This window comes from Macellibacteroides sp., from assembly GCF_050251695.1.
In the GTDB taxonomy this organism is placed as follows: Bacteria; Bacteroidota; Bacteroidia; order Bacteroidales; family Tannerellaceae; genus Macellibacteroides; species Macellibacteroides fermentans.
The window spans coordinates 11,617-37,701 of the sequence record NZ_JBFWMI010000024.1 but is presented as its reverse complement, the minus strand read 5'-3'; the positions used below and the strand labels follow the sequence as shown (position 1 = coordinate 37,701).

Here is a 26,085-nt window from a genome sequence, read left to right as displayed (position 1 = left end):
ACAGGAGCATAAGGCACATACTTGGCTACACAGTAACCGGCATTGGCCAGGTTAAACGAAATATTATCGCTCATTCCATACAGCTGGGCAAAAAAGATACGTGTATCGTTTGGTTGTATCCCCTTTTTAGCCATCAGTTCGGCCAGATATAAATTACTATATTCATTGTGTGTACCGCTAAACAGTTCCATATAATCGATATGGTCCACAACAAAAGCAAGACCTGCGTTGTAGTTATCGTCGGTAGCCTGCTTGTCTTTGCAGATTGGATCCGGATATCCCATCTCGCTGGCCCTGGCTCGTTCGGCTTCCATGTAGGCACCCCGTACAAATTTAATTCCGGCTATGTAATTATATTTCCGGCTGTCGTCCCATATCTTCTGCAAATAGGGCATCCGATCGTGACGGTACATCTGCAATGTGGCAAATACAATGGCGCGTTTGCTATTAAACAAACGCATCGCCTCTTCCGTTAGCCGGTCGATAGCATCCTGAAAACAATAATCTTCGGCATCCACCAGAATACGTACATCGTTTTTGTAAGCACGTTCGCATAAAGACATAAAGCGTTTCCTGAATCTGGCAAACTCTTTCGCCTCAGCAGCCGTAAGAGTCTCCGGCTTTTCGGAAGCCTTGGCAAGAAGTTCATCAGTAACCATAGCCGAAGGTTTAAAAACCGTATAGGCGATGGTAGGATTGTTCCGGGCAAAATCGATGGAACGAAGTGTCTCTTCGTAACTATACCGGATATCCTGTTCACTTTGTCCGCCCTCGGCAGAATAATCCAGAATAGATTTTACATTGAACTTTTGGAGCTGCTCCATAGAGCGTGTACAGTCTTTCAGGGTTTCTCCCCCCACAAACTGTTTAAACAAGGTAGGCTTTACTGCCCAGGCCACCGGGAAATTGATTCCCAGGGCCAGTTGAGCAAGACCTTTGCCACACTTTACAATAAACGGTTGTTTTATGGCACGAAACAAGCAGTCGGCATTCCGCAAATCAGCATCCGATTTATGCGAAAAGGCAATTTCAGTATTAGAAAAGTCAAGCATGTTATTAGATTTTAAGATCGGTCGTTTTTATTTTTCGCCAAGAAACGGATAACCGTAATGCGTTGGCGAAACATAGGTCTCCTTGATGGTACGCGGGTTTGTCCACCGAACCAGGTTCAATGGTCCGCCGGCTTTGTCGTTTGTACCCGAAGCTCTTGATCCCCCAAACGGTTGTTGCGCAATTACTGCACCTGTAGGTTTGTCGTTTATATAGAAATTGCCTGCAGAATAACGGAGCAATTTAAAGGCTTTATCGATTGCGTAGCGGTCGCGGGCAAAGATAGATCCGGTAAGGCCGTACGGCGAGGTTCTGTCGCAGAGCGCCAGAGTCTCCTCGTATTGACTTTCATCGTAAACATAGATAGTGATAACCGGACCAAAAATCTCTTCCGTCATTGTTTTAAAGGCAGGATCGGTTGTTACAATCACAGTAGGTTCGATGTAATATCCTTCGGTTTTATCTCCGTTACCTCCAAAAAGAACGGTGGCATCGGGCGATTGTTTGGCGTAGTTGATGTAATCCATGATATTGTCGAAAGAGGCCTCGTCGATCACCGCATTTACAAAGTTGGTGAAATCGGTTACATCTCCCATCCGGATGGATTGAAGCATCGCACCTATCCGCTCTTTCACGTTTGCCCATAGGCAAGAAGGAATATAGGCACGCGACGCTGCAGAACATTTCTGTCCCTGATATTCGAAAGCTCCGCGCACAATGGCTGTTGCCACATCTTCGGCGGGGGCAGAGGCATGTACAAAGATAAAGTTCTTACCTCCGGTTTCGCCTACAATGCGGGGATAAGATTTATAGGTTCCAAGATTCTCGCCGATAGCACGCCAAAGGGTGTTGAAGGTTCCGGTAGAGCCGGTAAAGTGGAATCCTGCTAAATCGGGACTCTGGGTTACAACCTTCCCTATTACGCTACCCTGACCGGGAATAAAGTTTACCACACCGTCGGGCAATCCGGCTTCGTGGAAGATTTTCATCAAAATATAGTTGGAATATATGGCGGTAGTAGATGGTTTCCAGACCGCGGTATTACCCATCATGGCCGGAGCCAGGTTGAGGTTGGAGGCTATAGAGGTAAAATTGAACGGAGTGAGCGTGAAAACAAAACCTTCGAGGGCCCGGTATTCCATACGGTTAAGAATACCTGTATCCGAGTAAGGCTGATCGGCATAAATCTGTCCGGCATAGAAAGCGCTGAATCGTAAAAAATCGATCAGCTCGCAAGGAGCATCGATTTCGGCCTGCATCGGATTTTTACTTTGGCCCAACATCACCGAGGCATTCACGGCGTACCGGTACTTGGTAGAAATAAGTTCGGCAATGCGCATCATAACCGAAGCTCTCTCCACCCAGGGCAGATCCGACCATTCCTTCTGCGCTTTTACGGCTGCATCGATAGCCATTTGCACCTCTTTAGGACCGGCTTTATGATACGTAGCCAATACATGTTTATGATTATGAGGCATCACCACCTTGCCGGTATCTCCGGTCCGGATCTCTTTACCTCCGATGATAAGGGGAATGTCCCATTGTTCGGATGAAAGCTGACCGAGCATCTGTTTCAGGGCAATTTTTTCGGCTGTGCCGGGAGCATAACTTTTTACAGGTTCATTGATCGGTTTGGCAAATCTGAAAATAGCATTATCCATTGTAAAAGATTTTTTGAGGTTACATAATGTCGTAAACTTAGCAAAATAATCTGAAACACAATGGAGATGGCATCTAAAAAAAATCGTCCGAAGGGAATATTTCTGCATTACCACTCCGGACGATCTTATCCTTAATTAAACTCTTTTCTGAGTTGTTCCACCCAATCCTTTATACGTTGATGGGTTTGACTGGACTGATTCTCTATATCAATGGCCAATCCGAGGAATTGTCCGTCCCTCAACGCCCGCGACTGTTCAAAAAGATATCCTTCGGTGGATGTTTTTCCTACCAGTGTAGCTCCGGAAGAAACCATAAAATCTGCCAGAATACCAATCCCATCCACAAAGTTTTCGGGATAATTTACCTGATCTCCCAGTCCGAATACGGCAACTTTCTTCCCCTTCAATACCAGCGAATCAAGTTCGGGCACCAGTTCATCCCAGTAGGAAGGCAATTCGCCGTCGAACCAGGTGGCAGCTCCCACAATCAGGTTGTCGTATTGCTCGAACTCCTTTCCGGCGGCACTTTCAACAGATACCACATCGATCTCCGCATCTCCGAATGCCTCTTTTATCTCTTTGGCAACCAAAGCGGTCTTAACCGTATTGGTTCCATAAAACATTCCTATTTTCTTCATAATCTATCTTTTGTAGTCATTAATTACTTGTTGAACAAATATACTCAATGCTCTCAATAAGCCAGCAGATCGCTGGCAGCCTTGTATATACGGTCAGCATCGGGCAAAATTGCCTTTTCGAGAACAGGATGGAAACCAACCGGAGTAAAGACGGATCCAACGCGTTGAATCGGGGCATCCAGGTGCTGGAATAATTCGGTCCCGATGGTAGCAGCCAGCTCGGCTCCAAAGCCTGAGAAGACTTTATCTTCGTGTACGATCAGCACTTTGCTGGTTTTCTTTACGGATTCGAAAATTGTCTCCTTGTCCAGCGGTATCAACGATCGTAAATCGATCACCTCGCAATTGGCCACTTTATCGTTAGCCAGGCGTTCGGCAACCTTGAGACACAAATGAGTGGTATTACCATACGTGATAATTGTTAAATCGCTGCCGCTTCTGCGTATACGGGCTTTCCCGAATGGTACTTCAAAATCATCGGGAACAACGCAGGCAGCATCCAATGAATTATACAGAGCCTTGGGTTCCAGAAATAGCGTAAAACCTTTAGATCGCATGCTGGTGCGGAGCAATCCGGCGGCATCATCGGCAAACGAAGGATATACGATACGGGCACCGGGCAAAGTAGACAAGGCTCCTTCCAGGTTCTGCGAATGGTAGATACCACCTCCGATATATCCTCCCGAAGCCAGACGTAAAGTTACATTCGGAACAAACTGTCCGTTACTCCGCCAGTAGTCGTGCGTACATTCTACATACTGTTCGATTGCCGGCCAGAAATAATCAGCAAATTCGGCTCCTTCAATCACAATACGTATTTTGGGATCGAAGCGGCTCATTCCGTTGGCTGTACCAACAATAAAGTCTTCTGCAATCGGTGCGTTAAAGACCCGTGAGATCCCAAACTCCTGCTGCATCCCCTTGGTTACGTTAAAAACACCTCCCTTTTCTTTGTTTGCAACATCCTGCCCCCATAAGAAAGTATCCGGATTGTAGCGGAATTCTGCTTTGAGGGTTTCGTTGATGGCAGTAACCAGATTTACCTTCTCGCCTTCTTTCTGATGTGTGCCGTCCGGATATTTTTCCGCCTTGTATGGTTCCGGCATCACAAAATCAAATACGGTTGAAGGATCCGGATCCGGAGCGGCAATCGCCTTTTTATGGGCCGCCGATAATTCCTTTTTAGATTCTTCCTGAATTTTGACCAACTCCTCTTCCGTAAAACGGTTGTAACGAATCAGCAGACGATGAAATTTGTGCAATGGATCGGCAGCTTTTACATACGAGAGCTCTTCTTCATCACGATAAAGTACATGCTTATCTGAGTTTGAGTGTGAACCGATACGTACACAGTTGGCATGCACAATAACCGGACAATGGGTTCTTACTGCATATTCGTGAGCTTCGGTCATCGCATTCATTGAGTCGAAAACATCCTTTCCGTTGCAATAGATTATCTTCAGATTCTTGAATCCGGTAAAGTTGGCCGCCACCTTACGGTTGGCCGTCTGGTCTTTCTTTGGCACCGAAATACCATAACCATTGTCTTGTATTACAAATATGACAGGGAGTTGCTCCTTGCTGGCACCGTTAATAGCCTCGTATACATACCCTTCGGAGGTAGAAGCCTCACCGTGGGAAGTAATCACCACTCCTTTGTGACCGTAATACACCATTGCCCGTGCCACCCCAACGGCATGCAGATCATGATTACCGGTGGCCGACGATACGTTTTGGATGTTCCATTCCGGTTTGGCAAAGTGGTTGGACATATGTCTTCCGCCACTGGCCGGGTCGGTCGCTTTGGATAAACCGTTCAGGATAATCTCCTCGGCTGTTAGGCCGGCAGATAAAACCGTAAGCATATCTCTGTAATAGGGGAACATGAAGTCCATATTTTTCCTGAACACCTGTCCCATTGCCAGCTGAATACCGTCATGTCCGGCATAAGGGGCATGGTATGACCAGCCCAGCGACTGAAGTAAATAGGCCGGAGCCTTCTCGTCGATGGCCCGACCGAGCGTCATCAGGTGGAACCACTTCTTTAGCGTTTCCTTATCGGTTGTCTTTATATCGAATTTATTCATCTTTATTTGTTTATTATTTTACCACAGTTTTATATTCGAATCAGGCTTCCCATGCCTCCAGGTAATCGGCCACACGTTTAAGGAATGCACCTCCCAACGATCCGTCTATAATGCGATGGTCGTACGACAGGGATAAATACATCTTGTGACGGATTGCGATTACATCGCCTTCGGGAGTTTCAACCACGGCCGGCTTCTTTTCTATATAACCTACAGCAAGGATCGCAACTTCGGGCTGGTTGATGATAGGCGTACCGAAGATGTTCTTGAACGAACCAAAGTTGGTGATCGTAAAAGTACCTCCCTGAATATCGTCTGCCGACAGTTTATTGGCCCTTGCCTTCAGTGCCAGCGAATCGATAGAGTGTGCAAGACCGCTCAGACTCAACCTGTCGGAATTATGAATTACTGGAACAATCAGGTTACCATCATTAAGTGATACAGCGATACCTACATTGATATTCTTTTTCAAAATTACATTGTATCCGTCCACCGAAGCATTTACCTGCGGGAATTCGATCAGCGCCTTGGATACAGCTTCTACAAAGGCCGGCATGTAAGTGAGGTTGATACCTTCCTGACGTTTGAAATCGTCTTTATGCTTGTCGCGCCAACGTACCAGCTTGGTAACATCAACTTCGATTACGGTTGTTACGTGTGGAGAGATTCTCTTTGATTCCACCATCCGGTCGGCTATAATCCGTCTCACGAAGTTCATCTCTTTCACCTCATCTCCAGCGCCTACAGGAACAGTCGGTGCTGTTTTTGCCGGAGCAGCGGGTGCGGCAGTTGTACCAGGTTTGCTTTCCTGCGGAACAGCCACCTTTTGTTCCGACGCTGTTTTTGTCTCCTTTCGTGCTACCGATGTCTTGCCGCTCTGCTTGATCTCGATATAATCTTTGATGTCTTTTTTACTTAGACGGCCTTCAAATCCGGTTCCGGGAATGCGATTCAATTCGTCTTGCTGTATGCCGGCCTCATTTGCCAGACGCAAAACAACCGGCGAATACCAACGGTCGGCCACGGGGGCTTCCGTCTGTTGGGCAGGAACTGGCTCTGCCGACTCCTTATCAACTGTATTCTGGTCATCTGTGGAAACAGAATCATCGGTCTCTCCCTCCAGCAATACAAGCGCTACAACAGCTCCCACCGGTGCAGTTTCGCCCTCCTGAACGAGAATTTCCACCAGAGTTCCGGCTACGGGTGAGGGTATTTCTGCACTTACCTTGGCCGTGCTTACTTCAAACAATACTTCATCTTCCTGAATAACATCTCCCTTTTTGACCGACCACTTCATGATCGTACCTTCGGTGATACTTTCGCCCAGTTTAGGCATTTTTATTTCAAACTTCGACATAGAATTACTTTATTTAATTAATCTTTTTTTCACAATACACCTTGCCCGAAGACAGTTTTACATATAAATCGTAATTGCCTCACTTTGGCGCGGTAGCTTGAAAGTTCCACTGTGTTGTGGCATATTTTTCCTCTTTAAGCTGATTGATTGCCTGCAAGTCGTACGGGCTGAACTGATATTCGTCTTCTACAATCTTCTTTTTCAGTAAAAAGGATATGATAATATTCTTAAAATCTTGTAATTGCAAGGCTGATGGCAGATAATGTGTAATATTGGTGACCGGACTTCGCACCGAATGTACATAGGCTGCCCGACGTTCTACACCCCATTCGGCTGAATCCGACAAGTCTCCCTGTAAAGCTGAGGCCAACATCTGTAGATTGGTTTTGTAAAGAAGCGTAGCATGATACATACATTTGCCCCGGTGAATACATTGCGCACTTCCCGAAATCTTTAATCCCTGAACAGTCAGCCCCCTGCGTGAATCAGCTTCCGCGGGGACTCCAACTTCAGCCAACAAGTCGACCATCAGTGAAGTGTATTTGTCAAAATCGGCATTCCTGCTGGATTCGATAAACGTAAAATTAAGATTGCCCAAGTCATGATACACGGCACCTCCGCCAGAAAACCTACGTACCACTTTGATATCTCTTTCCTGAATAAAAGCTGGATTTATCTCCGCCCATACATTCTGATGTTTACCAATCACCACCGAAGGTTCGTTTTGCCATAGCATAAATACATCTTGTCCGAACGAACGAAGCAGGTACTCTTCGGCCGCCAAATTAAAATATGCATCGGTACTATCATTCAAAATACTCACCATAAATCAACTCTTTTCTTGCATTTTATAAAGTTATCAGGCAAACAGACTTTCGTGAATAATCTCGCTCACCGTTGGATGAGGGAATACTACTTTACGGAAATCGTCGACCGTAAGCTCCTGTTCAATGGCCATGCCCGCTATGGTAATCAGCTCGGAAGCAGGATTGCCCAACATATGACATCCTATAATTTTAGCCTCCTCATCAATAATAAGCTTACAAAGACCGTTACCCAGTTCATTTTCTGCAACAAAGCGGCCCGAATAGGCCATAGGAAGTTTAAGTACCTGATAATAGGTACCGGCGGCTTTCAGTTCTTCTTCTGTTTTTCCTATGCCGGCAATCTCCGGATTAGTATATACTACGCCGGGAATGGCTTTATAACTCATCGGATCGTCTATACCTAAGATATGGTTTACGGCCACATCGCTTTCGCGAATAGCGGTGTGAGCCAACATGGAGTAACCTGTAATATCCCCACAGGCATATACCCGGGGATGAGAAGTTTGCATGTACTCATTCACCTTTACGCCGTTACGAAGGATTTCCACTGATAAATTTGATAATCCAACTTTGTCGGTATTGGCCTTTCTTCCTACACTCAGCAAGATTCGATCGGCATTGATAATGGAAGTTTTACTGTCTTTTTCAATGGTTACACCCTCGGGGCTAACCTCCGTTACTTTTGTATTGAGATGGAAATCAATTCCTTTTTTAGCATACTCCTTTCTCAACATGGCAGAAGTCTCCTTGTCCATGGCACCCAATATTTCGGGCATCATTTCTATTACAGTAACTTTTACACCCATGCTGTTGAAAAATGAGGCAAATTCGATACCGATTACACCTCCGCCGATAATAACAAGCGATTTTGGCAATTCTTTTATTTCAAGAGCCTCTTTGGATGTCCAATAAGCGACATCGGCAAGTCCTTTAATAGGAGGAATTATGGTATCTGATCCGGTACAAACCAGAACATATTTAACAACATATTCCACCTCGTTGCATGAAATCCGGATCTTATCCGATTTCTCTCCCAACAAGGTAGCTACCCCTTCTACAATCTCTACACCGCTGGAGGTTAATTTCATTTTAACCCCTCCGGTAAGTTTTTTAACAACCTTGTCTTTTCTGGATATAATTTTCCCCAGATCAAAACCGGCTTGTTCTCCTTCTAAAATTCCGTACTTGGATGCTCCTTTCATATTATCGAGCAATTTTGCCGAATAAAGGAGTGTTTTGGTTGGGATGCAACCTTCGTTAAGGCATACGCCACCAATTGCATTTTTCTCAAAAAGGACTGTTTTCAGACCATTTATCGCTGCTTTTTCTGCAGCATTATATCCGGCAGGTCCGCCGCCAATAATCGCAATATCGTATTCCATTGCTCCTGTTTTTAATTAGTACCAGTTAACACGAAGCTGTTGTCAACCAGAAATCCGATTGACAACAGATATAACTAAAAACAGATATAAGTACGTATTTGTTTTGGCCTGATAAATTACATCAATAAGCTGATAATCTTAAAAATAACTCAAATCCCATCCGACTGTTATGATATGGGCAATTCCACATGCTTGCTTTAGGTGTTTTTAAATCGGGCATTCCTTCTGGAGTAACCGAACGAAACCATTCACCATGTTCTTTGTCGATCATCCGGGCCTTTACCCACTCCCAGGTTTTATCGGCAGCATGCAGGTAATGCTCGTTTCCCGAAATTTGCCAGGCATTCACACAGCCAACAATAGTCTCTGCCTGACACCACCAGGAAAGTGTTCGTTGATAATCGGCTCCATGCCTTTCATAAATAAGCGAACCATCTTCATTCCGGCCCTCTTTAAGGGCTGCGTCCGTCAAATTAACAGCAATCGGTTCAATCCTTTTTAGCAAGGCTTTATCTTCCAATACCTCTGCTGCTTCTGTTAACAGCCAACCGGTTTCAATATCGTGTCCGTATGAATCGATATCCTCCAGACTCTCCCATTGATTATTAAAAAAGAGTTTCAGGTGATTTGTTTCCGGATTGTAAATTTTATCTACAACCAAATTTATAAGAGTATTTAATCTCTTCTGTAATCCTTCGTTCCGCCATACCCGGTATAACGACGTATAGGCTTCGAGCAGATGAATATGGGTGTTCATGGTTTTGCTGGCTAGGCCTGTTCCGTCGTATCCATACTTTGGTGGAACTTGCCAATTCCGGGTAAAAGATTCAATGTATCCGTCGTTTTCAAACTCCCGGACCTGAGTCTCGAGTACTTTATAAAGATCGATACTTTGCATCAGACTCTCGGTACTTCCGGTGGCTCTGAAATGTTCGGACAGTCCGTAGATGGCGAAGGCCATTCCGTATGTCTGCTTCTCCGTATCCAATGGCGTACCATCTGCATGCAGGCTCCAATATACGCCACCCAATTCCTTATCTATAAAATGATCAATCAAATAACGCTGTGCCCGATTGGCCAGATGCTTGTAGTTTTCTTCTCCAAACAAACGGTAAGCAGTAGAGAACGTCCACAAAATCCTGGCATTCAACACCACACCTTTTGCTTCATCGGGACGAGGTGTACCGTCGTTCAATATCATTCCGTAAAAACCTCCGGAGGGATCTACCGCATACTTTTCCCAGAAATGAAGTACATTTTCCTTCAAATCTTTCAACACTTCATCCCTTAGTGTATCAGCCTCTACGTTTGCCTGAGCAGAAAACACAAACAAAAAACCAATCAATCCAACAACAAATCTTTTCATACATTCTTATCATATTAATATAGAAAACAGAATCATGAACAAAGGTTACATCCATGTTTGTCTGCAACTATTTGTTCAGCAACTGTTGCGCTGCCAACACCAGAAACATATAGTGGGAAGAACCACCACCTAACACATATTCTGTCTGTTGCCAGAGATATGGGAAAGTAAGCAATTCCGGGAAATCAGGGCGAATCAGAGCAGTACCGGAAATTACTCCTCCGGGAATGTAAGACCAGTCAGCACGGTTTAATCCATAACCCACCGTAGCTGATTTTGCTCCCACTCCCGAAGCGAAAGAAGCTGTATTACTACCTGGATGACACCCCAGAACAAAGTTAAGGGCGTTGAATACGTAGTCTGCATCAAATAGATCGGGGTAACTCTTAGAAAGGAAATACTGTCGGAAACCAAAGGCCTGAATGTCCCAGCCTGCACCCCAGATATGAGGACGATACGGAATACCATAAGGTGTTTCAGTTCTTTGTTTCTCAAACTCGGCACTCAGATTCTGCAGACTTTTACGTATGGCACTTGAAAAATCGGAATTGCCGATCTGCTGGTCTGCACGTGCAATAATCCATCCCAGATCTTTTATATGCTCCTGGATATAGGCACGTTCTTTCAGGAGGTAGTTTTTATATTTTGCATCTCCGGTAGTGATAAATAATTCTACCGCTGCATGAATTCTGGAGGATTTAGCTCTGGGCTCATCACGCGTAATGTCGAAAAGGGTACGGGCGGTTTGCAACGACTGGACACTTAGAGAGTCGTTGAATCCCTTCAAAACGCGGGAAACCGCAGCTAAGTGAGCTGCTGTACTAAGCTCACGCGATGGATTATCTTCTGTAAACACCCAACGATCATCTTTATTTCCAGGGATGTTATCTGTCATCGCTCCTGCATCACCCAGCAATACATATTGTCTCAGGTCGTTACAGATTATCCCTCTGTACAAGCGTCCAAGCGAACGATAAGCTCCCACCACACTGAGTGCTCCATTCTCTACCTGCTGTAACATATCCGGTTTGCCGTCGGGCTGATGTATCTCTGTAATGCGGGTATGGAAATCGATGGCGGTTGCATCGTATTTCTGTCCGAACGATTCGTATGCCAATGCCAGAATATATGCTTCCCCGCTTTGAGATTCTACCCGAAGATCGAAATCTCCCGCATCATGCCATCCTCCAATATTCAGTCCCGGTACTATATCTCCGGGGTTAAAACGGGTAAGTGTAGACGTTCCCTGACTATAACCATCTATATGATTTAAGGCAGGTGCCATACGTGCATCGTCAAGGTGACAGAAATTATGCCACACCCTGTATTTTTCATTTACTCGCATATGACACATCTGGACAGGTAAAAAATACTCCAATACAGGCTGCCACACTCCTCTGTCGTAGATATTTTTGGCAATTCGAAAAACGGAGGAGACGGAAGCACCGTATCGAATCAGATAGAGTCCTTCTTCTTTTATATCGCTGAAATCGGCTTTTAAATAATTGTAGCGGAGAAATGCCCCCCAGCTCTTCAGGTCGATTGTCTTTACCAGCTTTTCTCCCTGGGGGGTAACGGAATATAATTCAGCCTTTACCTGAGGTTGATCCCTTTTATCCAGCTCTATTACTGCTAACTTAGGCTGTGCGGGGTGATATCCCAGTTGGGAAGTCTGCACAATCGGTTTATACAACCAGTCTTTTACAGTATTAGGGGTGATGGTCCATTTTATAGCTCCCTTAGTCACCCCTGCAGGGATATCAGTTCGTACTACAAACCATCCATTATTATGATTCATCCTGCCATCATACAGTTTAAGCATCTCTGAATCAGATTTAATTGTAAATCTGTTATAGGGATCGTCGGGGCGAATTGTAAAACTATATCCTGCGGCATAGGGTTCTGCTATAAGATCGTCTGCTACAATCGGACTATAGCCCGATCCCACAAGCTGTAGGATATCGGCTTTTTTATCTTCGTTAACCGACTCAGGCAAATAATTGCCTGTATGCCGATGATTAGAAGGAATCGAGATAGCCGGTCCATTGGGCTGTTGAGGGAAGATTCCTGTTTGATCATCCATAATCCAAGGTTTGCCAAAAAGAGAACCGGGGAAAAGTTCGAAATTAAATCCTACCTTCCCAATAAATTCTTCGGGGATAGGACGGTCCAGGTCTACCGTGATTTCTACCGAACCACCAACACCTCTTACTGTTACAGTATAGTTAAACTGAAGATCAGGATAAATCATAGGGTTGAAACCTGTCAAATGACGCGACGAATCAGGGTAAGAAAGATTGGCAACAATAGCATTGGCGGATACATCCACTTTACGACTTCTTTGTGCAGGAACCGGCTGCCATTGTCCGGGGGTTTGTTCCAAACGTATGTCGCCATTAGTTGCGACTCTGTTTCCATGCATGATGATACAAACGCCACCCTGATGTCCTTCAGGGTAAATGTCGTCAAATGCCATTACATCCACACCGCCATTCTGAAAATAACCCGACGGATTAAGCTTAAATTCCTGGGCGTTGGAAAGGGCACACGCACTTATCAATGCCCACAAGCCACATAGTAGTTTTCTCTTCATAATTCTTATTCAATATAATATATTTAATACATAGCAGTTTCCATTTGTAAAACTTATCAATCTGCTGCTAATAGTGGTTTAAGGCTGTTCTTACTCAAATATTAATCACAAATATAGTATTTTTATATTGGAATGAAACCTACCTGCAAACATTTTATATGGCTTATCTGTTTTAGGGTTGATAGCAATTATAATGTTTATTTTAAAGTAATAATACAATGTCAATTAAAAGAGTTTGGGTAGAAGACGACTGCATATCATGCGGTAGCTGCGAAAGTATTTGTCCGGAAGTATTTGAAGTTATTGATATTTCACAAGTAAAAGAAGGTGTTGTTTTTGCCGATTTTGAAGCAGGGATCACCGATGCTGCAGACAATTGCCCGGTTAGTGTAATTAAGTTTGAATAGATAGATAAATGAATCGTTTTTTACGGCTGTTTCAGTTTGTTATGTACATTCTGAGACAGCCGTTCTTGTTTGTATTAGGTTATAAATCGCTATCAGTCTTTCAGTTTGACTTATAAATCCACATTAGAAAGGCAATATAATAGACATTTTGCTTTTTATTTCTATCTTTGAGGCATCATATTATAATAAATTACAGCAGATGAACGAACAAATTAAACAAATTGCAGCGCGTCTGGCCGGACTTAGAGATGCCCTGGAAATAACAGTGGAAGAGATGGCCAATGTTTGCAATCTCTCAACTGAAGATTATTTGTTGCTGGAAACCGGCACGGTTGATATTTCGGTAAGTGTGCTCCATCAGATATCACAGGCCTATGGCATCGCATTAACAACACTAATGTTTGGCGATGAACCTAAAATGAGTTCTTATTTTGTAACACGAAAAGGGACTGGCGTTATGGTAGAGCGTGTTAAGGCGTATAAATATCAATCACTGGCAGCAGGTTTTGTAAACCGGAAAGCCGATCCGTTTATGGTAACGGTTCATCCCAAACCGGAAGATGAGGAGATATTTCTAAACTCCCATTCCGGACAAGAATTTAACATGGTTGTAAGTGGACGAATGTTGATTCGGATTAATGGAAAGGATCTCATACTTAGTGAGGGCGACAGCATTTACTTTAATTCCGAACTTCCGCATGGAATGAAAGCTTTAGATGGTGAAAAGGTGAGTTTTCTGGCTGTAATATTATAATGAAAGAGAAAAGAAAGATCATGTTAGAAAGATTCGTAAAACAAACGACATTTGAGTCGCAAGAAGATTTTATCAAGAATTTCAAGGTTATAGTTCCGGAAAATTTCAATTTCGGGTATGATGTTGTTGATGTTTGGGCAGATGAAGAGCCAAATCGAAAAGCTTTGTGTTGGACAAACGATAAAGGAGACCATGTAGATTTTACATTTGCCGAGATTAAAAAATATTCCGACCAAACAGCTTCATACTTTCAATCGTTAGGTATTGGTCATGGAGATATGGTAATGCTCATTCTAAAACGTCGTTTCGAGTTCTGGTTTTCCATTATTGCCTTACATAAGTTAGGAGCTGTAGCAATTCCGGCAACCCATCTGCTTACAAAGAAAGACATTGTTTATCGGGCTAATGCTGCTGATATTAAAATGATTGTTGTTGCCGGAGAGGAAGAGATTACCAAACATGTGCTAGATGCTATGCCGGAATCTCCAACTGTTAAAACATTAGTTTCGATTGGTCCGGAAGTTGCAGAAGGTTTTGAGGATTTCCATAAGGGAATTGAAAATACAGCTCCATTTACCCGCCCAAAGCATGCAAATAGCAACGAAGATATTTCTCTGATGTATTTTACTTCAGGCACCACAGGTAACCCTAAAATGGTTGCACATGATTTCACGTATCCGTTGGGACATATTGTCACAGGTAGTTACTGGCATAACCTTCATTCAGACAGTTTGCATCTTACTATCGCCGATACAGGATGGGGAAAGGCTGTATGGGGAAAGTTATACGGTCAATGGATTGCAGGAGCAAATGTGTTCGTATACGACCACGAAAAATTTATTCCGGCAAATATGTTACAGATGATTCAAGATTATGGTATTACATCATTGTGTGCTCCTCCCACTATCTTCCGTTTTTTAATCAGGGAAGATTTATCAAAATATGATTTATCATCTCTAAAATACTGTACAATAGCGGGAGAAGCTCTAAATCCGGCCGTTTATGAATCGTTTTATAAATTGACTGGAATCAAATTGATGGAAGGCTTCGGTCAGACTGAAACAACTCCTACAGTAGCTACTTTTCCATGGATGGAACCCAAACCAGGATCAATGGGTGTACCAAACCCCCAATATGATGTTGATTTGATTCGTCCGGATGGCTCTCCGGTTGAAGATGGAGAACAGGGCCAAATTGTGATCCGTACCTGTAATGGAAAACCGCTTGGCTTGTTTAAAGAATATTACCGTGATTCTGAACGGACTAAAGAAGCTTGGCACGATGGTGTATACTATACCGGAGATATTGCCTGGCGCGACGAAGATGGCTATCTGTGGTTTGTTGGCAGAGCCGATGACGTTATAAAAAGCTCAGGCTATCGTATCGGTCCGTTTGAAGTTGAAAGTGCACTTATGACTCATCCCGCGGTTGTGGAATGTGCCATTACCGGTGTTCCCGACGAGATACGCGGCCAGGTAGTTAAGGCAACTATCGTATTGGCTAAGGATTACAGAGAAGCTGACAAAGAGGCTCTTACAAAAGAAATTCAGGATCACGTTAAGAATGTAACAGCTCCTTACAAGTATCCACGTATTGTTGAATTTGTAAACGAGCTTCCGAAAACAATCAGTGGTAAAATTCGTCGTGTTGAAATCCGCGACAAAGACACAAACAAATAAAACTGGAAAACTAATATTTTATGCTTCGTTTTAAAAAAATAGCAGTAAAGATTGGTAGTAATGTACTTACCCGCAAAGACGGAACGCTCGACATTACACGCATGTCTGCGTTGGTAGATCAGGTAGCCGATCTGCACAAGCAGGGGGTCGAAGTGGTACTTATTTCCTCAGGGGCTGTTGCGTCGGGACGAAGTGAGATTAAGGTAAGCAAGAAGCTGGATGCTGTTTCGGCGCGTCAACTTTATTCGGCTGTTGGACAGGCAAAACTGATAAACAGATACTACGAATTATTTAGAGAACACCGCATTTCGTGTGGACAGGTACTCACTACCAAAGAAAACTTTGGTAGTCGTACCCACTACCTGAATCAAAAACATTGCATGGAGGTAATGCTTGAAAACAAGGTTATTCCCATTGTTAATGAAAATGACACGATTTCTGTTACAGAACTCATGTTTACGGATAACGATGAGCTTTCGGGATTAATTGCAGCTATGATGGGTATGGATGCTCTTATTATACTGAGTAATATAGACGGTATATACAACGGGAATCCATCAGAACCCGGTACACATGTTATCAGGGAGATCGAAGCTGGGAAACAGGATCTTTCAGAATACGTACAGGTTACCAAATCACAGTTCGGAAGAGGAGGAATGCTCACCAAGAGCGTGATAGCTCAAAAAGTAGCCGACGAAGGAATTACCGTCCTTATAGCAAATGGAAAAAAAGACAACATCCTTCCTGAACTGCTGGCAAAGGATAGCAAGACTATCTGTACGAGATTTATTCCGGCAGAAAAACCCGTGAGCAGTGTAAAAAAATGGATTGCTCATTCGGAAGGTTTTGCAAAAGGGGAGGTGCATGTAAATAAAGGAGCAGAAGAGGCCTTGCTATTGCCTAAGGCTTCCAGCGTTTTATTAGTTGGAGTTATCAAAATTGTTGGTAACTTTGAAAAGGACGATATTGTTAAAATAATGAACGAAGAGGGAATCCAGATTGGGGTTGGTTGTGCCGGGTATAGCAGTCGGGAAGCATCTAAGCTGATTGGCAAGCGCGACCAGAAACCCCTGATTCATTACGACTACCTCTACTTAGATTGATAGCTTATGGATTTGAATGCAACTTTCAAACGTGTACAACAGTTATCGGCATCACTGGTTGGACTGAGTGATGAAACAATTAATTTGATATTAATTGAAACAGCCGATGCTGCAGTAGCCCAAAGTAAATTTATTTTGGATGCTAATGCATCTGATTTGGCATTAATGAATCCGGACGATCCTAAATTCGACCGGTTAAAACTGACGGAAGACCGGATTAAGGGTATTGCATCCGACATGAAGTCGGTTGCCTCACTCCCATCTCCTCTAGGCCGGATTCTGGGAGAGTGGATTCGTCCCAACGGAATGAAAATTAAAAAAGTTTCTGTTCCTTTCGGAGTAATTGGTATGATTTACGAAGCTAGACCGAATGTTACGTTTGATGTGTTTTCTCTTTGCCTGAAATCGGGTAATGCCTGTATTCTTAAAGGAGGATCAGATGCAGATCATTCCAACCAAGCATTGGTTAAGATCATTCACGGTGTCCTTGCAAAATATCATATTGATCCGGCTGTTTGCACATTACTTCCTGCCGACCGAGAAGCTACTACCCAGCTGCTTAATGCTGTTGGATACGTAGATCTGATTATTCCGAGGGGAAGCAGCTCGTTGATTAATTTTGTAAGAGATAACGCGCGCGTACCTGTAATTGAAACAGGTGCAGGAATTTGTCATACCTACTTCGACACTTCGGGTGATAAAGTAAAAGGTAAAGAAATAATAACCAATGCAAAAACTCGTCGGGTTAGTGTTTGTAATGCTTTAGATTGCATTGTTATTCATAAAGATCGTATCAGTGACTTACCATTTCTTTGTAGTGATCTGGCTGAAAAAAGAGTTATAATCTATGCTGACGAATTAGCATTTTCTGTGCTCAGGAATAATTATCCGGAGGATTTACTGAAGGTTGCGACACCAGAAAGCTTTGGAACAGAGTTTCTGGATTACAAAATGAGCATAAAAACAGCCGCATCTTTTGAAGAAGCGTTAAATCATATTGGATTGTTTAGCAGTAAACACAGTGAGTGTATTATTGCGGAATCTCTCCAGACAATTTCCAGGTTTCAGCAATTGGTTGATGCTGCATGTGTATATGTAAATGTCTCCACAGCATTCACGGATGGAGCCCAATTCGGTTTCGGAGCGGAAATAGGTATTAGTACGCAGAAATTACATGCTCGTGGTCCGATGGCTTTAAACGAGATAACCACCTATAAGTATCTTATTGAAGGAAACGGACAAATTCGTTCATAGTACAAATGCATTAATAGATAATAAAATGAAGAATTTTACTTGTGTTAAGGATCTGGGAGATCTGCAGGTAGCGCTAAAAGAGGCGTTCGAAATAAAAAAAGATCGATATCAGTTTTGTGAACTGGGAAAAAATAAAACATTGTTGATGATATTCTTCAATTCAAGTCTGCGTACCCGTTTAAGTACTCAAAAGGCTGCTATGAACTTGGGGATGAATACAATGGTTCTGGATGTAAATCAGGGAGCATGGAAATTGGAAACCGAACGAGGTGTTATTATGGATGGCGATAAACCCGAACACCTGCTTGAAGCTGTTCCTGTAATGGGCTGTTATTGTGATATAATTGGCGTTCGTTCGTTTGCCCGTTTTGAGAACAAGGAAGAAGATTACAATGAAATGATTTTAAATCAGTTTATTAAATATTCCGGACGTCCTGTATTTAGTATGGAAGCTGCAACCAGACATCCACTTCAGAGTTTTGCCGACCTGATCACTATCGAAGAATATAAAAAGACGGCCCGTCCAAAGGTTGTTCTTACATGGGCTCCTCACCCCAAAGCTTTGCCTCAGGCTGTTCCCAACAGCTTTGCAGAATGGATGAATGCCACTAATTATGAATTTGTAATTACACATCCTGAAGGTTACGAATTAGATCCGCAATTTGTTGGAAATGCTAAAGTGGAGTATGATCAAAAAAAGGCATTTAAAGGTGCTGATTTTGTATATGCGAAGAACTGGGCTGCCTATGCTGATCCAAATTATGGACAAATACTTTCATTGGATCGATCATGGACTGTAGATGAAGATAAAATGGCGCTGACAAACAATGCTTATTTCATGCATTGTCTTCCTGTAAGACGAAATATGATTGTAACGGATGATGTTATAGAAAGTCCTCAATCAATAGTTATTCAAGAAGCTGCAAATCGCGAAATCTCTGCACAAGCAGTACTAAAAAGAATGTTGGAAAACCTTTAACCGGGAATATCCTATATCTATATTATGATAATAAAACGAAGAAAGAGGATGAATTAAGCATCCTCTTTCTTCGTTTTATTTACTGTTAACAGAAAGCATAAACTTCGTTGTATTAAGCTTCGCCTTTAACCCCTCCTATCGGTGGAATAAAACCTTGGGGATGCTCAGTCTTTACCTGTCCGAATTGATCTTCAAAACGGTTCACATTATCTTGTAAAGCGTATAAAAGACGCTTGGCATTTTCTGGAGTCAATATGATCCGGCTCTGTACCTTGGCTTTTGGAACACCTGGAACCAACCGAATAAAGTCAAGTATAAACTCAGAAGAAGAGTGTGCAATGATTGCCAGATTAGCATATGTTCCCTGTGCTATCTCTTCAGATAATTCAATTTGAATTTCTGCATTCCCTTTTTTATTTTCCATCATATGTTTTATGTTGTTCGTTTAGTTGCAAAGATAGTAAAATAGATTTCTTTTAATGCAAAAACGACCACCTTCACAGGCAGTCGTTCTTTCGTTGTGTTTTAAATTCTCAATTCTTTAGACCAATGTAAAAATACTTTGTGTGTGTTAATGTCGAACTAGTTTTGGCATCCAAGTTAGGGCCTTTAATACCATAAAGACTAATCCTTTCATGCCACAAATTTATAGCGATTTCATATACTATGCAAATATTTTTTAATCAAAATACAATACTTTTCCGATTTTAAGTAATTTATTTTAGTTATTTAATCAAAACAAATGACTTTTTAGAGCTTAAAACGACTTTTTTCATATTTTTGTCTATAATCTGTTGGCGTACAACCTTTCCGTTTTTTAAAAATTCGATTAAAATTAGATACATTATTAAATCCACAATTATAACATATTTCGGTAATAGAAGCTGAGGTATCTATTAAACAACACACTGCCTGCGAAATCCGAATGTCATTAAGAGTATCGATAAAAGTCTTTCCTGTTCTTCTCTTAAGAAATCTGGTCAAGGAAGCTTCACTCATTCCACTGCTCCTGGATACTTCTCCCAGCATGATAGATTCTCTAAATTTTTCATGCATAAATCTTAAGATACTTTCCAGCTTCTCATTTTCGGAAGAACTAAAACCATCCACACTATTCTCGGAACTTAGCAGACGCATTTGATTATCTGACGACAGAATTTTAAGAATTTCAACCATATGCAAAAAACTATGAAAAGAATCCGAATCATCTTTTGTTAGCTTTTTCAATTCAGGTATAATCCGATCCAACATATCAGAAGAAAAAACCAATCCTTTGGAAGCATCCTCAAACATCTGCCTAATTGATTTGAAGTGGCGTGTATTAAGAATACTATCAAATACATCTGCCCGAAATTGAATGGTTATTTCACAAACTGTCTCTGCAGCACAATGATGATTAGAATATGCATGCTTCGTTCCACCGGCAACCATGACTAAATCTTTGTCGCCAATCTCTTCCATCGAATCACCAACAATTCGCAATGCACCCTTCGCTCCTTCCAGATAATTGAGCTCAAATTCCGGATGTATATGCAACGGGTATTCGAACCCTCTTTTCTGTGGACGATGAATTATAACGAAACAATCGTCTTCACCCAATGGGGTTACCTCCTTTAGGTAATCTTCTGCAGGTTCCATACAGAATACACTACTGAATAATCAAAGTCGAAAGTACAGGACAATGATCCGATGGATACAAAGCATTTAACATATCAGTAAGAACTCCGTAACGCATTACTTTTATATTTCCTTTGATAAAAATATAATCTATAAGCGAACGCTCAGCCATTTTAACGCGGCCAAAATCATGGAAAGACCAGTTTGGACCATAAACAAGCGGAGATACGGAACGCGTATCTGTTAAAGAATATCCTTCCGGCGAATTAGTCAACACCTGGATAGGATCATCGGTGGGGACAGCATTAAAGTCTCCGGTAACTATTACCGGATAATTGCGAGATAATTCTTTGACCTTGTTGATCACAAGCAAAGCACCTTCGTGACGTGCCACTTTTCCCATATGATCCAGGTGAGTGTTTAACATAAACAGTCGTTTTCCGGTACTTTTATCTTCAAAGACACCCCAGGTTGCCACTCTTTCACAAGCAGCATCCCATCCTTTCTTTCCTACGGCATCACAATCTTCAGATAACCAGAAATTTCCGGAATCAATTACTTTAAATCTCTTCTTATTATAAAATATAGAGGCATATTCTCCTTTAGTTTTTCCATCTTCTCTACCAACTCCAATATAACCATAATCAGGTAATCTTGAGGCCATATCCATTAGTTGATTATGCAGAACTTCTTGCATACCAATCAAATCCGCTTCATGGAATTTCACCAGATTCGCGGCAAATTCCTTTCTGAATTTCCATTGATTATCACCGTCACCCGCATTGTCCATCCGGATGTTATAACTCATCACATTAACGGGTTGAGGATCTATCTGACCTTGTGCAAATAAAAAACCTAAGCATTGTGCTAGAAGCACTAAAAGAAGAAGTAACTTTTTCATATTTGATTACTATTTTTACATCTAAGAATTGTTGTTCACAAATTTAATAGGATAGGTTAAATAAAACAAATTGTATCAATAAAAAAAGGGATTTCAGTTACCCGAAATCCCTTTTTAATTTATTCAGATTAAATATTAATCATGCTCTACAGTCTTGAAGTCGACCACATTCTTTCTGGTAGCAAAAATACGTTCGAATTCGTCTTTTGCGCCAACTACAAGTTTGTCGAAATCTCGCTGACCAGTACCAGCAGGGATGAGGTGTCCGCAAATAACGTTTTCCTTCAAACCTTCCAAACGGTCTACTTTACCATTGATAGCAGCTTCGTTCAACACCTTCGTAGTTTCCTGGAAGGATGCAGCAGACATAAAGCTGTTAGTTTGCAATGCAGCACGGGTGATACCCTGAAGAATCTGGTTCGTAGTAGCAGGAACTGCATCACGTACTTCAACCAATTTAAGATCTCGGCGCTTCAACATACTGTTTTCATCTCTTAACTTACGAGCTGTAACAATCTGCCCTGCAACCATAGTCTGAGAATCTCCGGCATCCATGACAACCTTCTTACCCCAGATACGATCATTCTCATCCATTACATCCAATTTATCAACCACCTGCTGTTCAAGGAAACGTGTATCTCCCGGATCAACAACTTCTACCTTGCGCATCATCTGACGAACGATAACTTCAAAGTGCTTGTCATTAATCTTCACACCCTGCAGACGGTAAACATCCTGAACTTCGTTCACAATGTATTCCTGGACTGCTGTAGGACCCTTGATTGCCAAGATATCCGAAGGAGTTGTAGCTCCGTCAGAAAGCGGCATACCCGCACGGATATAGTCATTTTCTTGTACCAACAACTGCTTAGACAGAGGTACCATATACTTCTTAACTTCGCCTAGCTTAGATGTTACTGTAATTTCACGATTACCCCTCTTAATCTTACCAAAACCGATTTCTCCATCAATTTCGGATACAACTGCAGGGTTAGACGGATTACGAGCCTCAAACATTTCAGTTACACGAGGCAAACCACCGGTGATATCACCAGCCTTACCTACTGCACGAGGAATCTTAACCAATACTTCACCAGTCTTAACCTTATCGCCATTCTCCTTGATAACGTGTGCACCAAGAGGTAAACTATAAGTCTTCAGGTAATTTCCGTTCTCATCCACGATATGTGCTGAAGGAACTTTGGTCTTATCTTTAGATTCAATGATAATCTTTTCTTTCAAACCAGTTGTTTCATCGCTCTCTACCTTGTAGGTCACATTTTCAACAACACTTTCGAATTCAATCTTACCAGCTACTTCCGATACAATAACGGCATTGAATGGGTCCCACTCAATAATAACATCACCCTTCTTAACCAATGCTCCATTTGAGAAGAACAATTTTGAACCGTAGGGGATATTATGAGTAAGCAATACAATCTTTGTATTAGGATCCACAATACGCATTTCGGCCAAACGGCTAACTACCACCTGATATTTTGAGCCGGTAGCTTCATCTACAGCCTCAACAGAACGAAGCTCGTCAATCTCAAGAATACCGTCAAACTTAGAAGAGATGCTATTTTCTGTTGCAATGTTTGAAGCAATACCACCGACGTGGAAAGTACGCAATGTAAGCTGAGTTCCCGGCTCACCGATCGATTGTGCAGCAATAACACCAACCACTTCTCCCTTTTGAACCATTCGGCCTGTTGCAAGGTTACGTCCATAACATTTTGCACAAACACCTTTCTTCGATTCACAAGTAAGAACGGAACGGATTTCTACGCTTTCAATTGGTGAATCCTGAATCTTCTTAGCAGCATCTTCTTTGATTTCTTCTCCAGCCTCAACAAGAATGTCTCCAGTTAACGGATGTTGAATATCATGAACAGAAACTCTACCTAATATTCTTTCATACAAAGAGGCAACCACCTCTTCATTATTCTTTAATTCTGTACAAACAAGACCACGTAATGTTCCACAGTCGTCTTCGTTGATGATAACATCATGTGAAACGTCAACCAAACGACGTGTCAGATAACCAGCATCAGCTGTTTTCAACGCCGTATCCGCCAAACCTTTACGGGCACCGTGGGTAGAGATAAAGTACTCTAGCACAGACAAACCTTCTTTAAAGTTCGAAAGAATCGGGTTTTCAATAATCTGACCACCTTCTGATCCACTTTTCTGAGGTTTAGCCATCAAACCACGCATACCTGACAACTGACGAATCTGTTCTTTCGAACCACGGGCACCTGAATCCATCATCATGAATACAGAGTTGAACCCTTGATTGTCGTTGGTAAGTTGTTTTATCAGGATGTTAGATAACTTACTGTTAACGTGTGTCCAGGTATCGATAATCTGGTTATAACGTTCGTTGAAAGTGATGAAACCCATGCTATAGTTAGCCAAAATCTGTTCAACTTCGGCATATCCTTCTTTAATAAGCTCATCTTTCTCAACAGGAATAAGAACGTCGGCCAAGTTGAACGACAATCCCCCCTTAAAGGCCATGTAATAACCCAAATCCTTAATATCATCAAGGAATAGAGCCGTTCTGGCAACTCCACAAACCTTTATAACCTTACCAATAATATCACGAAGGGATTTTTTACCCAAAACTTCGTTAATATAACCTACTTCTTTTGGAACGAATTCATTAACCATCAAACGGCCAACAGAAGTTTCAACCATCACTTTTACGAAGTTACCATTTTCATCCACGTCGTCCACATATACTTTGATAGGAGCATGAATGTCAACTTTCTTTTCATTGTAAGCAATAGTAGCCTCTTCAGGACCATAGAATACAAGTCCGGTTCCAAGAGATCCCTGACGAATCTTAGTGATATAATACAGACCAAGCACCATATCCTGTGAAGGAACAGTAATTGGTGCACCATTCGCCGGATTCAGAATGTTATGAGAAGCAAGCATTAACATTTGAGCTTCCAAAACAGCTTCATTACCAAGAGGCAAGTGAACAGCCATCTGGTCACCGTCAAAGTCCGCGTTAAATGCAGTACAAGCCAACGGGTGCAGCTGAATTGCCTTTCCTTCAATTAATTTAGGTTGGAAAGCCTGAATACCTAAACGGTGCAATGTAGGAGCACGGTTAAGAAGAACAGGATGTCCTTTCATTACGTGTTCCAAAATATCCCAAACTACAGGTTCTTTGCGATCAACAATCTTCTTTGCAGATTTAACTGTTTTAACAATACCTCTTTCTATAAGTTTGCGGATAACAAATGGTTTATATAATTCGGCAGCCATATTCTTTGGCAAACCGCATTCATGCATTTTTAATTCCGGACCAACAACAATTACCGAACGGGCTGAGTAGTCAACACGTTTACCTAATAAGTTCTGACGGAATCGACCTTGCTTTCCTTTCAAACTATCTGAAAGTGATTTCAAAGGTCTGTTAGCATCAGTTTTAACTGCACTCGACTTTCTTGAATTATCAAACAAAGAATCGACAGCTTCCTGCAACATACGTTTTTCATTACGTAAAATCACTTCAGGAGCTTTAATATCAATTAATCGTTTCAGACGGTTATTACGGATAATAACACGACGATACAAATCATTCAAGTCGGATGTAGCAAAACGACCTCCATCCAATGGAACCAAAGGACGAAGTTCTGGAGGAATAACAGGAACAACGCGTACAATCATCCATTCGGGTTTATTTCTACCCTTTGACGAACGGAAAGATTCCACCACCTGCAATCGTTTCAAAGCCTCATTTTTTCTCTGTTGCGATGTATCAGTGCTCGCACGGTGACGAAGATCATAAGATAAAGTATCCAGATCCAAGCGTGCCAACATATCATAAACAGCTTCTGCTCCAATTTTAGCAATAAACTTATTTGGATCAGAATCCTCCAACATCTGATTTTCTCTTGGCAGAGAGTCCAAAATCTGAAGATATTCTTCTTCAGAAAGCAGGTCGTACTCAGCTACAGTATCAACAGATCCCGGTTGGATAACCACATAACGTTCGTAATAAATGATTGAGTCAAGCTTTTTAGTAGGTAAACCCAATAAATAACCAATCTTATTAGGAAGTGAGCGGAAATACCAGATATGAGCTACAGGTACAACCAAATGGATGTGCCCCATACGTTCACGACGAACTTTCTTCTCTGTAACTTCAACCCCGCAACGATCACAAACAATACCTTTATATCTGATACGTTTGTATTTTCCGCAATGACACTCATAATCCTTAATAGGACCAAAGATGCGTTCGCAAAACAACCCGTCTCTTTCCGGTTTGTATGTACGATAATTGATCGTTTCCGGTTTTAGCACTTCGCCGCTTGAGTTTTCGAGAATCTCTTCGGGTGAGGCAAGACCGATGGTTATTTTTGAAAAGTTACTCTTTATCTTGTTTTCTTTTCTAAAGGCCATATTGTTTT

General features: G+C 42.1%; 19 protein-coding genes. 6 read left to right on the top strand and 13 right to left on the bottom strand.

All coding sequences use genetic code 11. The features are described 5' to 3' along the window. The 9 genes from AB7E53_RS05645 to AB7E53_RS05605 all read right to left on the bottom strand — a co-directional run. The coding region (locus AB7E53_RS05645; RefSeq protein WP_446774660.1) for a proline dehydrogenase family protein at nucleotides 1-1,052 on the bottom strand (1,052 nt) is incomplete at its 3' end. Between the two features lie 27 nt (nucleotides 1,053-1,079). Next, nucleotides 1,080-2,711 carry an L-glutamate gamma-semialdehyde dehydrogenase gene (gene pruA / locus AB7E53_RS05640; protein WP_446774658.1) on the bottom strand — a complete coding sequence of 544 codons (1,632 nt, stop codon included), beginning with the start codon at nucleotides 2,709-2,711 and terminating at the stop codon, nucleotides 1,080-1,082. 131 nt (nucleotides 2,712-2,842) lie between these two features. Then, complete coding sequence (locus AB7E53_RS05635; RefSeq protein WP_079683958.1) at nucleotides 2,843-3,349, bottom strand: flavodoxin; 507 nt, start codon at nucleotides 3,347-3,349, stop codon at nucleotides 2,843-2,845. Nucleotides 3,350-3,402: 53 nt separating this feature from the next. Next, the gene (locus tag AB7E53_RS05630; RefSeq protein ID WP_079683957.1) at nucleotides 3,403-5,436 is read right to left on the bottom strand and encodes an alpha-ketoacid dehydrogenase subunit alpha/beta; all 2,034 of its coding nucleotides are present in this window, start codon (nucleotides 5,434-5,436) and stop codon (nucleotides 3,403-3,405) included. 40 nt (nucleotides 5,437-5,476) lie between these two features. After that, nucleotides 5,477-6,793, bottom strand: a complete 1,317-nt coding sequence (locus AB7E53_RS05625; protein WP_446774656.1) for a dihydrolipoamide acetyltransferase family protein — start codon at nucleotides 6,791-6,793, stop codon at nucleotides 5,477-5,479. 79 nt (nucleotides 6,794-6,872) lie between these two features. After that, nucleotides 6,873-7,619 carry a lipoate--protein ligase family protein gene (locus AB7E53_RS05620; protein ID WP_446774654.1) on the bottom strand — a complete coding sequence of 249 codons (747 nt, stop codon included), beginning with the start codon at nucleotides 7,617-7,619 and terminating at the stop codon, nucleotides 6,873-6,875. 33 nt (nucleotides 7,620-7,652) lie between these two features. Further along, nucleotides 7,653-9,002: a dihydrolipoyl dehydrogenase gene (lpdA, locus tag AB7E53_RS05615; protein ID WP_446774652.1), complete on the bottom strand. Its 1,350-nt coding sequence runs from the start codon at nucleotides 9,000-9,002 to the stop codon at nucleotides 7,653-7,655. Nucleotides 9,003-9,123: 121 nt separating this feature from the next. Continuing rightward, on the bottom strand, nucleotides 9,124-10,368 hold the full coding sequence (locus tag AB7E53_RS05610) for an AGE family epimerase/isomerase (protein WP_446774650.1): 1,245 nt from the start codon (nucleotides 10,366-10,368) through the stop codon (nucleotides 9,124-9,126). Between the two features lie 67 nt (nucleotides 10,369-10,435). After that, nucleotides 10,436-12,961, bottom strand: a complete 2,526-nt coding sequence (locus AB7E53_RS05605) for a glycoside hydrolase family 9 protein (protein WP_446774649.1) — start codon at nucleotides 12,959-12,961, stop codon at nucleotides 10,436-10,438. 218 nt (nucleotides 12,962-13,179) lie between these two features. Between AB7E53_RS05605 and AB7E53_RS05600 the strand changes: the two genes are divergently transcribed. From AB7E53_RS05600 to AB7E53_RS05575, 6 genes are all read left to right on the top strand, one after another. Beyond that, nucleotides 13,180-13,368, top strand: coding sequence for a ferredoxin (locus AB7E53_RS05600; RefSeq protein ID WP_068184254.1), 189 nt, complete (start codon nucleotides 13,180-13,182; stop codon nucleotides 13,366-13,368). Between the two features lie 199 nt (nucleotides 13,369-13,567). Beyond that, the gene (locus tag AB7E53_RS05595; protein ID WP_079683951.1) at nucleotides 13,568-14,122 is read left to right on the top strand and encodes a helix-turn-helix domain-containing protein; all 555 of its coding nucleotides are present in this window, start codon (nucleotides 13,568-13,570) and stop codon (nucleotides 14,120-14,122) included. 20 nt (nucleotides 14,123-14,142) lie between these two features. Beyond that, nucleotides 14,143-15,801 (top strand): AMP-binding protein, encoded by a 1,659-nt coding sequence (locus tag AB7E53_RS05590; protein ID WP_446774647.1) that lies wholly within the window; start codon nucleotides 14,143-14,145, stop codon nucleotides 15,799-15,801. Between the two features lie 20 nt (nucleotides 15,802-15,821). Continuing rightward, nucleotides 15,822-16,904 carry a glutamate 5-kinase gene (gene proB, locus AB7E53_RS05585; RefSeq protein WP_446774645.1) on the top strand — a complete coding sequence of 361 codons (1,083 nt, stop codon included), beginning with the start codon at nucleotides 15,822-15,824 and terminating at the stop codon, nucleotides 16,902-16,904. 6 nt (nucleotides 16,905-16,910) lie between these two features. Then, nucleotides 16,911-18,158, top strand: a complete 1,248-nt coding sequence (locus AB7E53_RS05580; protein ID WP_446774643.1) for a glutamate-5-semialdehyde dehydrogenase — start codon at nucleotides 16,911-16,913, stop codon at nucleotides 18,156-18,158. Nucleotides 18,159-18,183: 25 nt separating this feature from the next. After that, nucleotides 18,184-19,137 carry an N-acetylornithine carbamoyltransferase gene (locus tag AB7E53_RS05575; RefSeq protein ID WP_446774641.1) on the top strand — a complete coding sequence of 318 codons (954 nt, stop codon included), beginning with the start codon at nucleotides 18,184-18,186 and terminating at the stop codon, nucleotides 19,135-19,137. 112 nt (nucleotides 19,138-19,249) lie between these two features. On the opposite strand, the gene AB7E53_RS05570 is transcribed toward AB7E53_RS05575, so the two are convergent. From AB7E53_RS05570 to rpoC, 4 genes are all read right to left on the bottom strand, one after another. Continuing rightward, complete coding sequence (locus AB7E53_RS05570) at nucleotides 19,250-19,561, bottom strand: DUF3467 domain-containing protein (RefSeq protein WP_079683964.1); 312 nt, start codon at nucleotides 19,559-19,561, stop codon at nucleotides 19,250-19,252. Nucleotides 19,562-19,887: 326 nt separating this feature from the next. Beyond that, nucleotides 19,888-20,775 (bottom strand): AraC family transcriptional regulator, encoded by an 888-nt coding sequence (locus tag AB7E53_RS05565; RefSeq protein ID WP_350456984.1) that lies wholly within the window; start codon nucleotides 20,773-20,775, stop codon nucleotides 19,888-19,890. Between the two features lie 10 nt (nucleotides 20,776-20,785). Then, nucleotides 20,786-21,655, bottom strand: a complete 870-nt coding sequence (locus AB7E53_RS05560; protein ID WP_446774639.1) for an endonuclease/exonuclease/phosphatase family protein — start codon at nucleotides 21,653-21,655, stop codon at nucleotides 20,786-20,788. A 135-nt stretch (nucleotides 21,656-21,790) separates the two neighbouring features. Then, nucleotides 21,791-26,077 (bottom strand): DNA-directed RNA polymerase subunit beta', encoded by a 4,287-nt coding sequence (gene rpoC / locus AB7E53_RS05555; protein WP_079683945.1) that lies wholly within the window; start codon nucleotides 26,075-26,077, stop codon nucleotides 21,791-21,793. Nucleotides 26,078-26,085: the final 8 nt, after the last annotated feature.

Excerpts from the sequence above, each read along its gene's own strand:
- AB7E53_RS05570 (WP_079683964.1), bottom strand. The coding sequence starts at position 19,561 with ATGGAAAATAAAAAAGGGAATGCAGAAATTCAAATTGAATTATCTGAA.
- AB7E53_RS05565 (WP_350456984.1), bottom strand. The coding sequence starts at position 20,775 with ATGGAACCTGCAGAAGATTACCTAAAGGAGGTAACCCCATTGGGTGAA.
- AB7E53_RS05610 (WP_446774650.1), bottom strand. The coding sequence starts at position 10,368 with ATGAAAAGATTTGTTGTTGGATTGATTGGTTTTTTGTTTGTGTTTTCT.
- AB7E53_RS05630 (WP_079683957.1), bottom strand. The coding sequence starts at position 5,436 with ATGAATAAATTCGATATAAAGACAACCGATAAGGAAACGCTAAAGAAG.
- lpdA (WP_446774652.1), bottom strand. The coding sequence starts at position 9,002 with ATGGAATACGATATTGCGATTATTGGCGGCGGACCTGCCGGATATAAT.
- AB7E53_RS05620 (WP_446774654.1), bottom strand. The coding sequence starts at position 7,619 with ATGGTGAGTATTTTGAATGATAGTACCGATGCATATTTTAATTTGGCG.
- pruA (WP_446774658.1), bottom strand. The coding sequence starts at position 2,711 with ATGGATAATGCTATTTTCAGATTTGCCAAACCGATCAATGAACCTGTA.
- AB7E53_RS05600 (WP_068184254.1), top strand. The coding sequence starts at position 13,180 with ATGTCAATTAAAAGAGTTTGGGTAGAAGACGACTGCATATCATGCGGT.
- AB7E53_RS05635 (WP_079683958.1), bottom strand. The coding sequence starts at position 3,349 with ATGAAGAAAATAGGAATGTTTTATGGAACCAATACGGTTAAGACCGCT.
- rpoC (WP_079683945.1), bottom strand. The coding sequence starts at position 26,077 with ATGGCCTTTAGAAAAGAAAACAAGATAAAGAGTAACTTTTCAAAAATA.
- proB (WP_446774645.1), top strand. The coding sequence starts at position 15,822 with ATGCTTCGTTTTAAAAAAATAGCAGTAAAGATTGGTAGTAATGTACTT.
- AB7E53_RS05590 (WP_446774647.1), top strand. The coding sequence starts at position 14,143 with ATGTTAGAAAGATTCGTAAAACAAACGACATTTGAGTCGCAAGAAGAT.
- AB7E53_RS05575 (WP_446774641.1), top strand. The coding sequence starts at position 18,184 with ATGAAGAATTTTACTTGTGTTAAGGATCTGGGAGATCTGCAGGTAGCG.
- AB7E53_RS05580 (WP_446774643.1), top strand. The coding sequence starts at position 16,911 with ATGGATTTGAATGCAACTTTCAAACGTGTACAACAGTTATCGGCATCA.
- AB7E53_RS05595 (WP_079683951.1), top strand. The coding sequence starts at position 13,568 with ATGAACGAACAAATTAAACAAATTGCAGCGCGTCTGGCCGGACTTAGA.
- AB7E53_RS05625 (WP_446774656.1), bottom strand. The coding sequence starts at position 6,793 with ATGTCGAAGTTTGAAATAAAAATGCCTAAACTGGGCGAAAGTATCACC.
- AB7E53_RS05560 (WP_446774639.1), bottom strand. The coding sequence starts at position 21,655 with ATGAAAAAGTTACTTCTTCTTTTAGTGCTTCTAGCACAATGCTTAGGT.
- AB7E53_RS05605 (WP_446774649.1), bottom strand. The coding sequence starts at position 12,961 with ATGAAGAGAAAACTACTATGTGGCTTGTGGGCATTGATAAGTGCGTGT.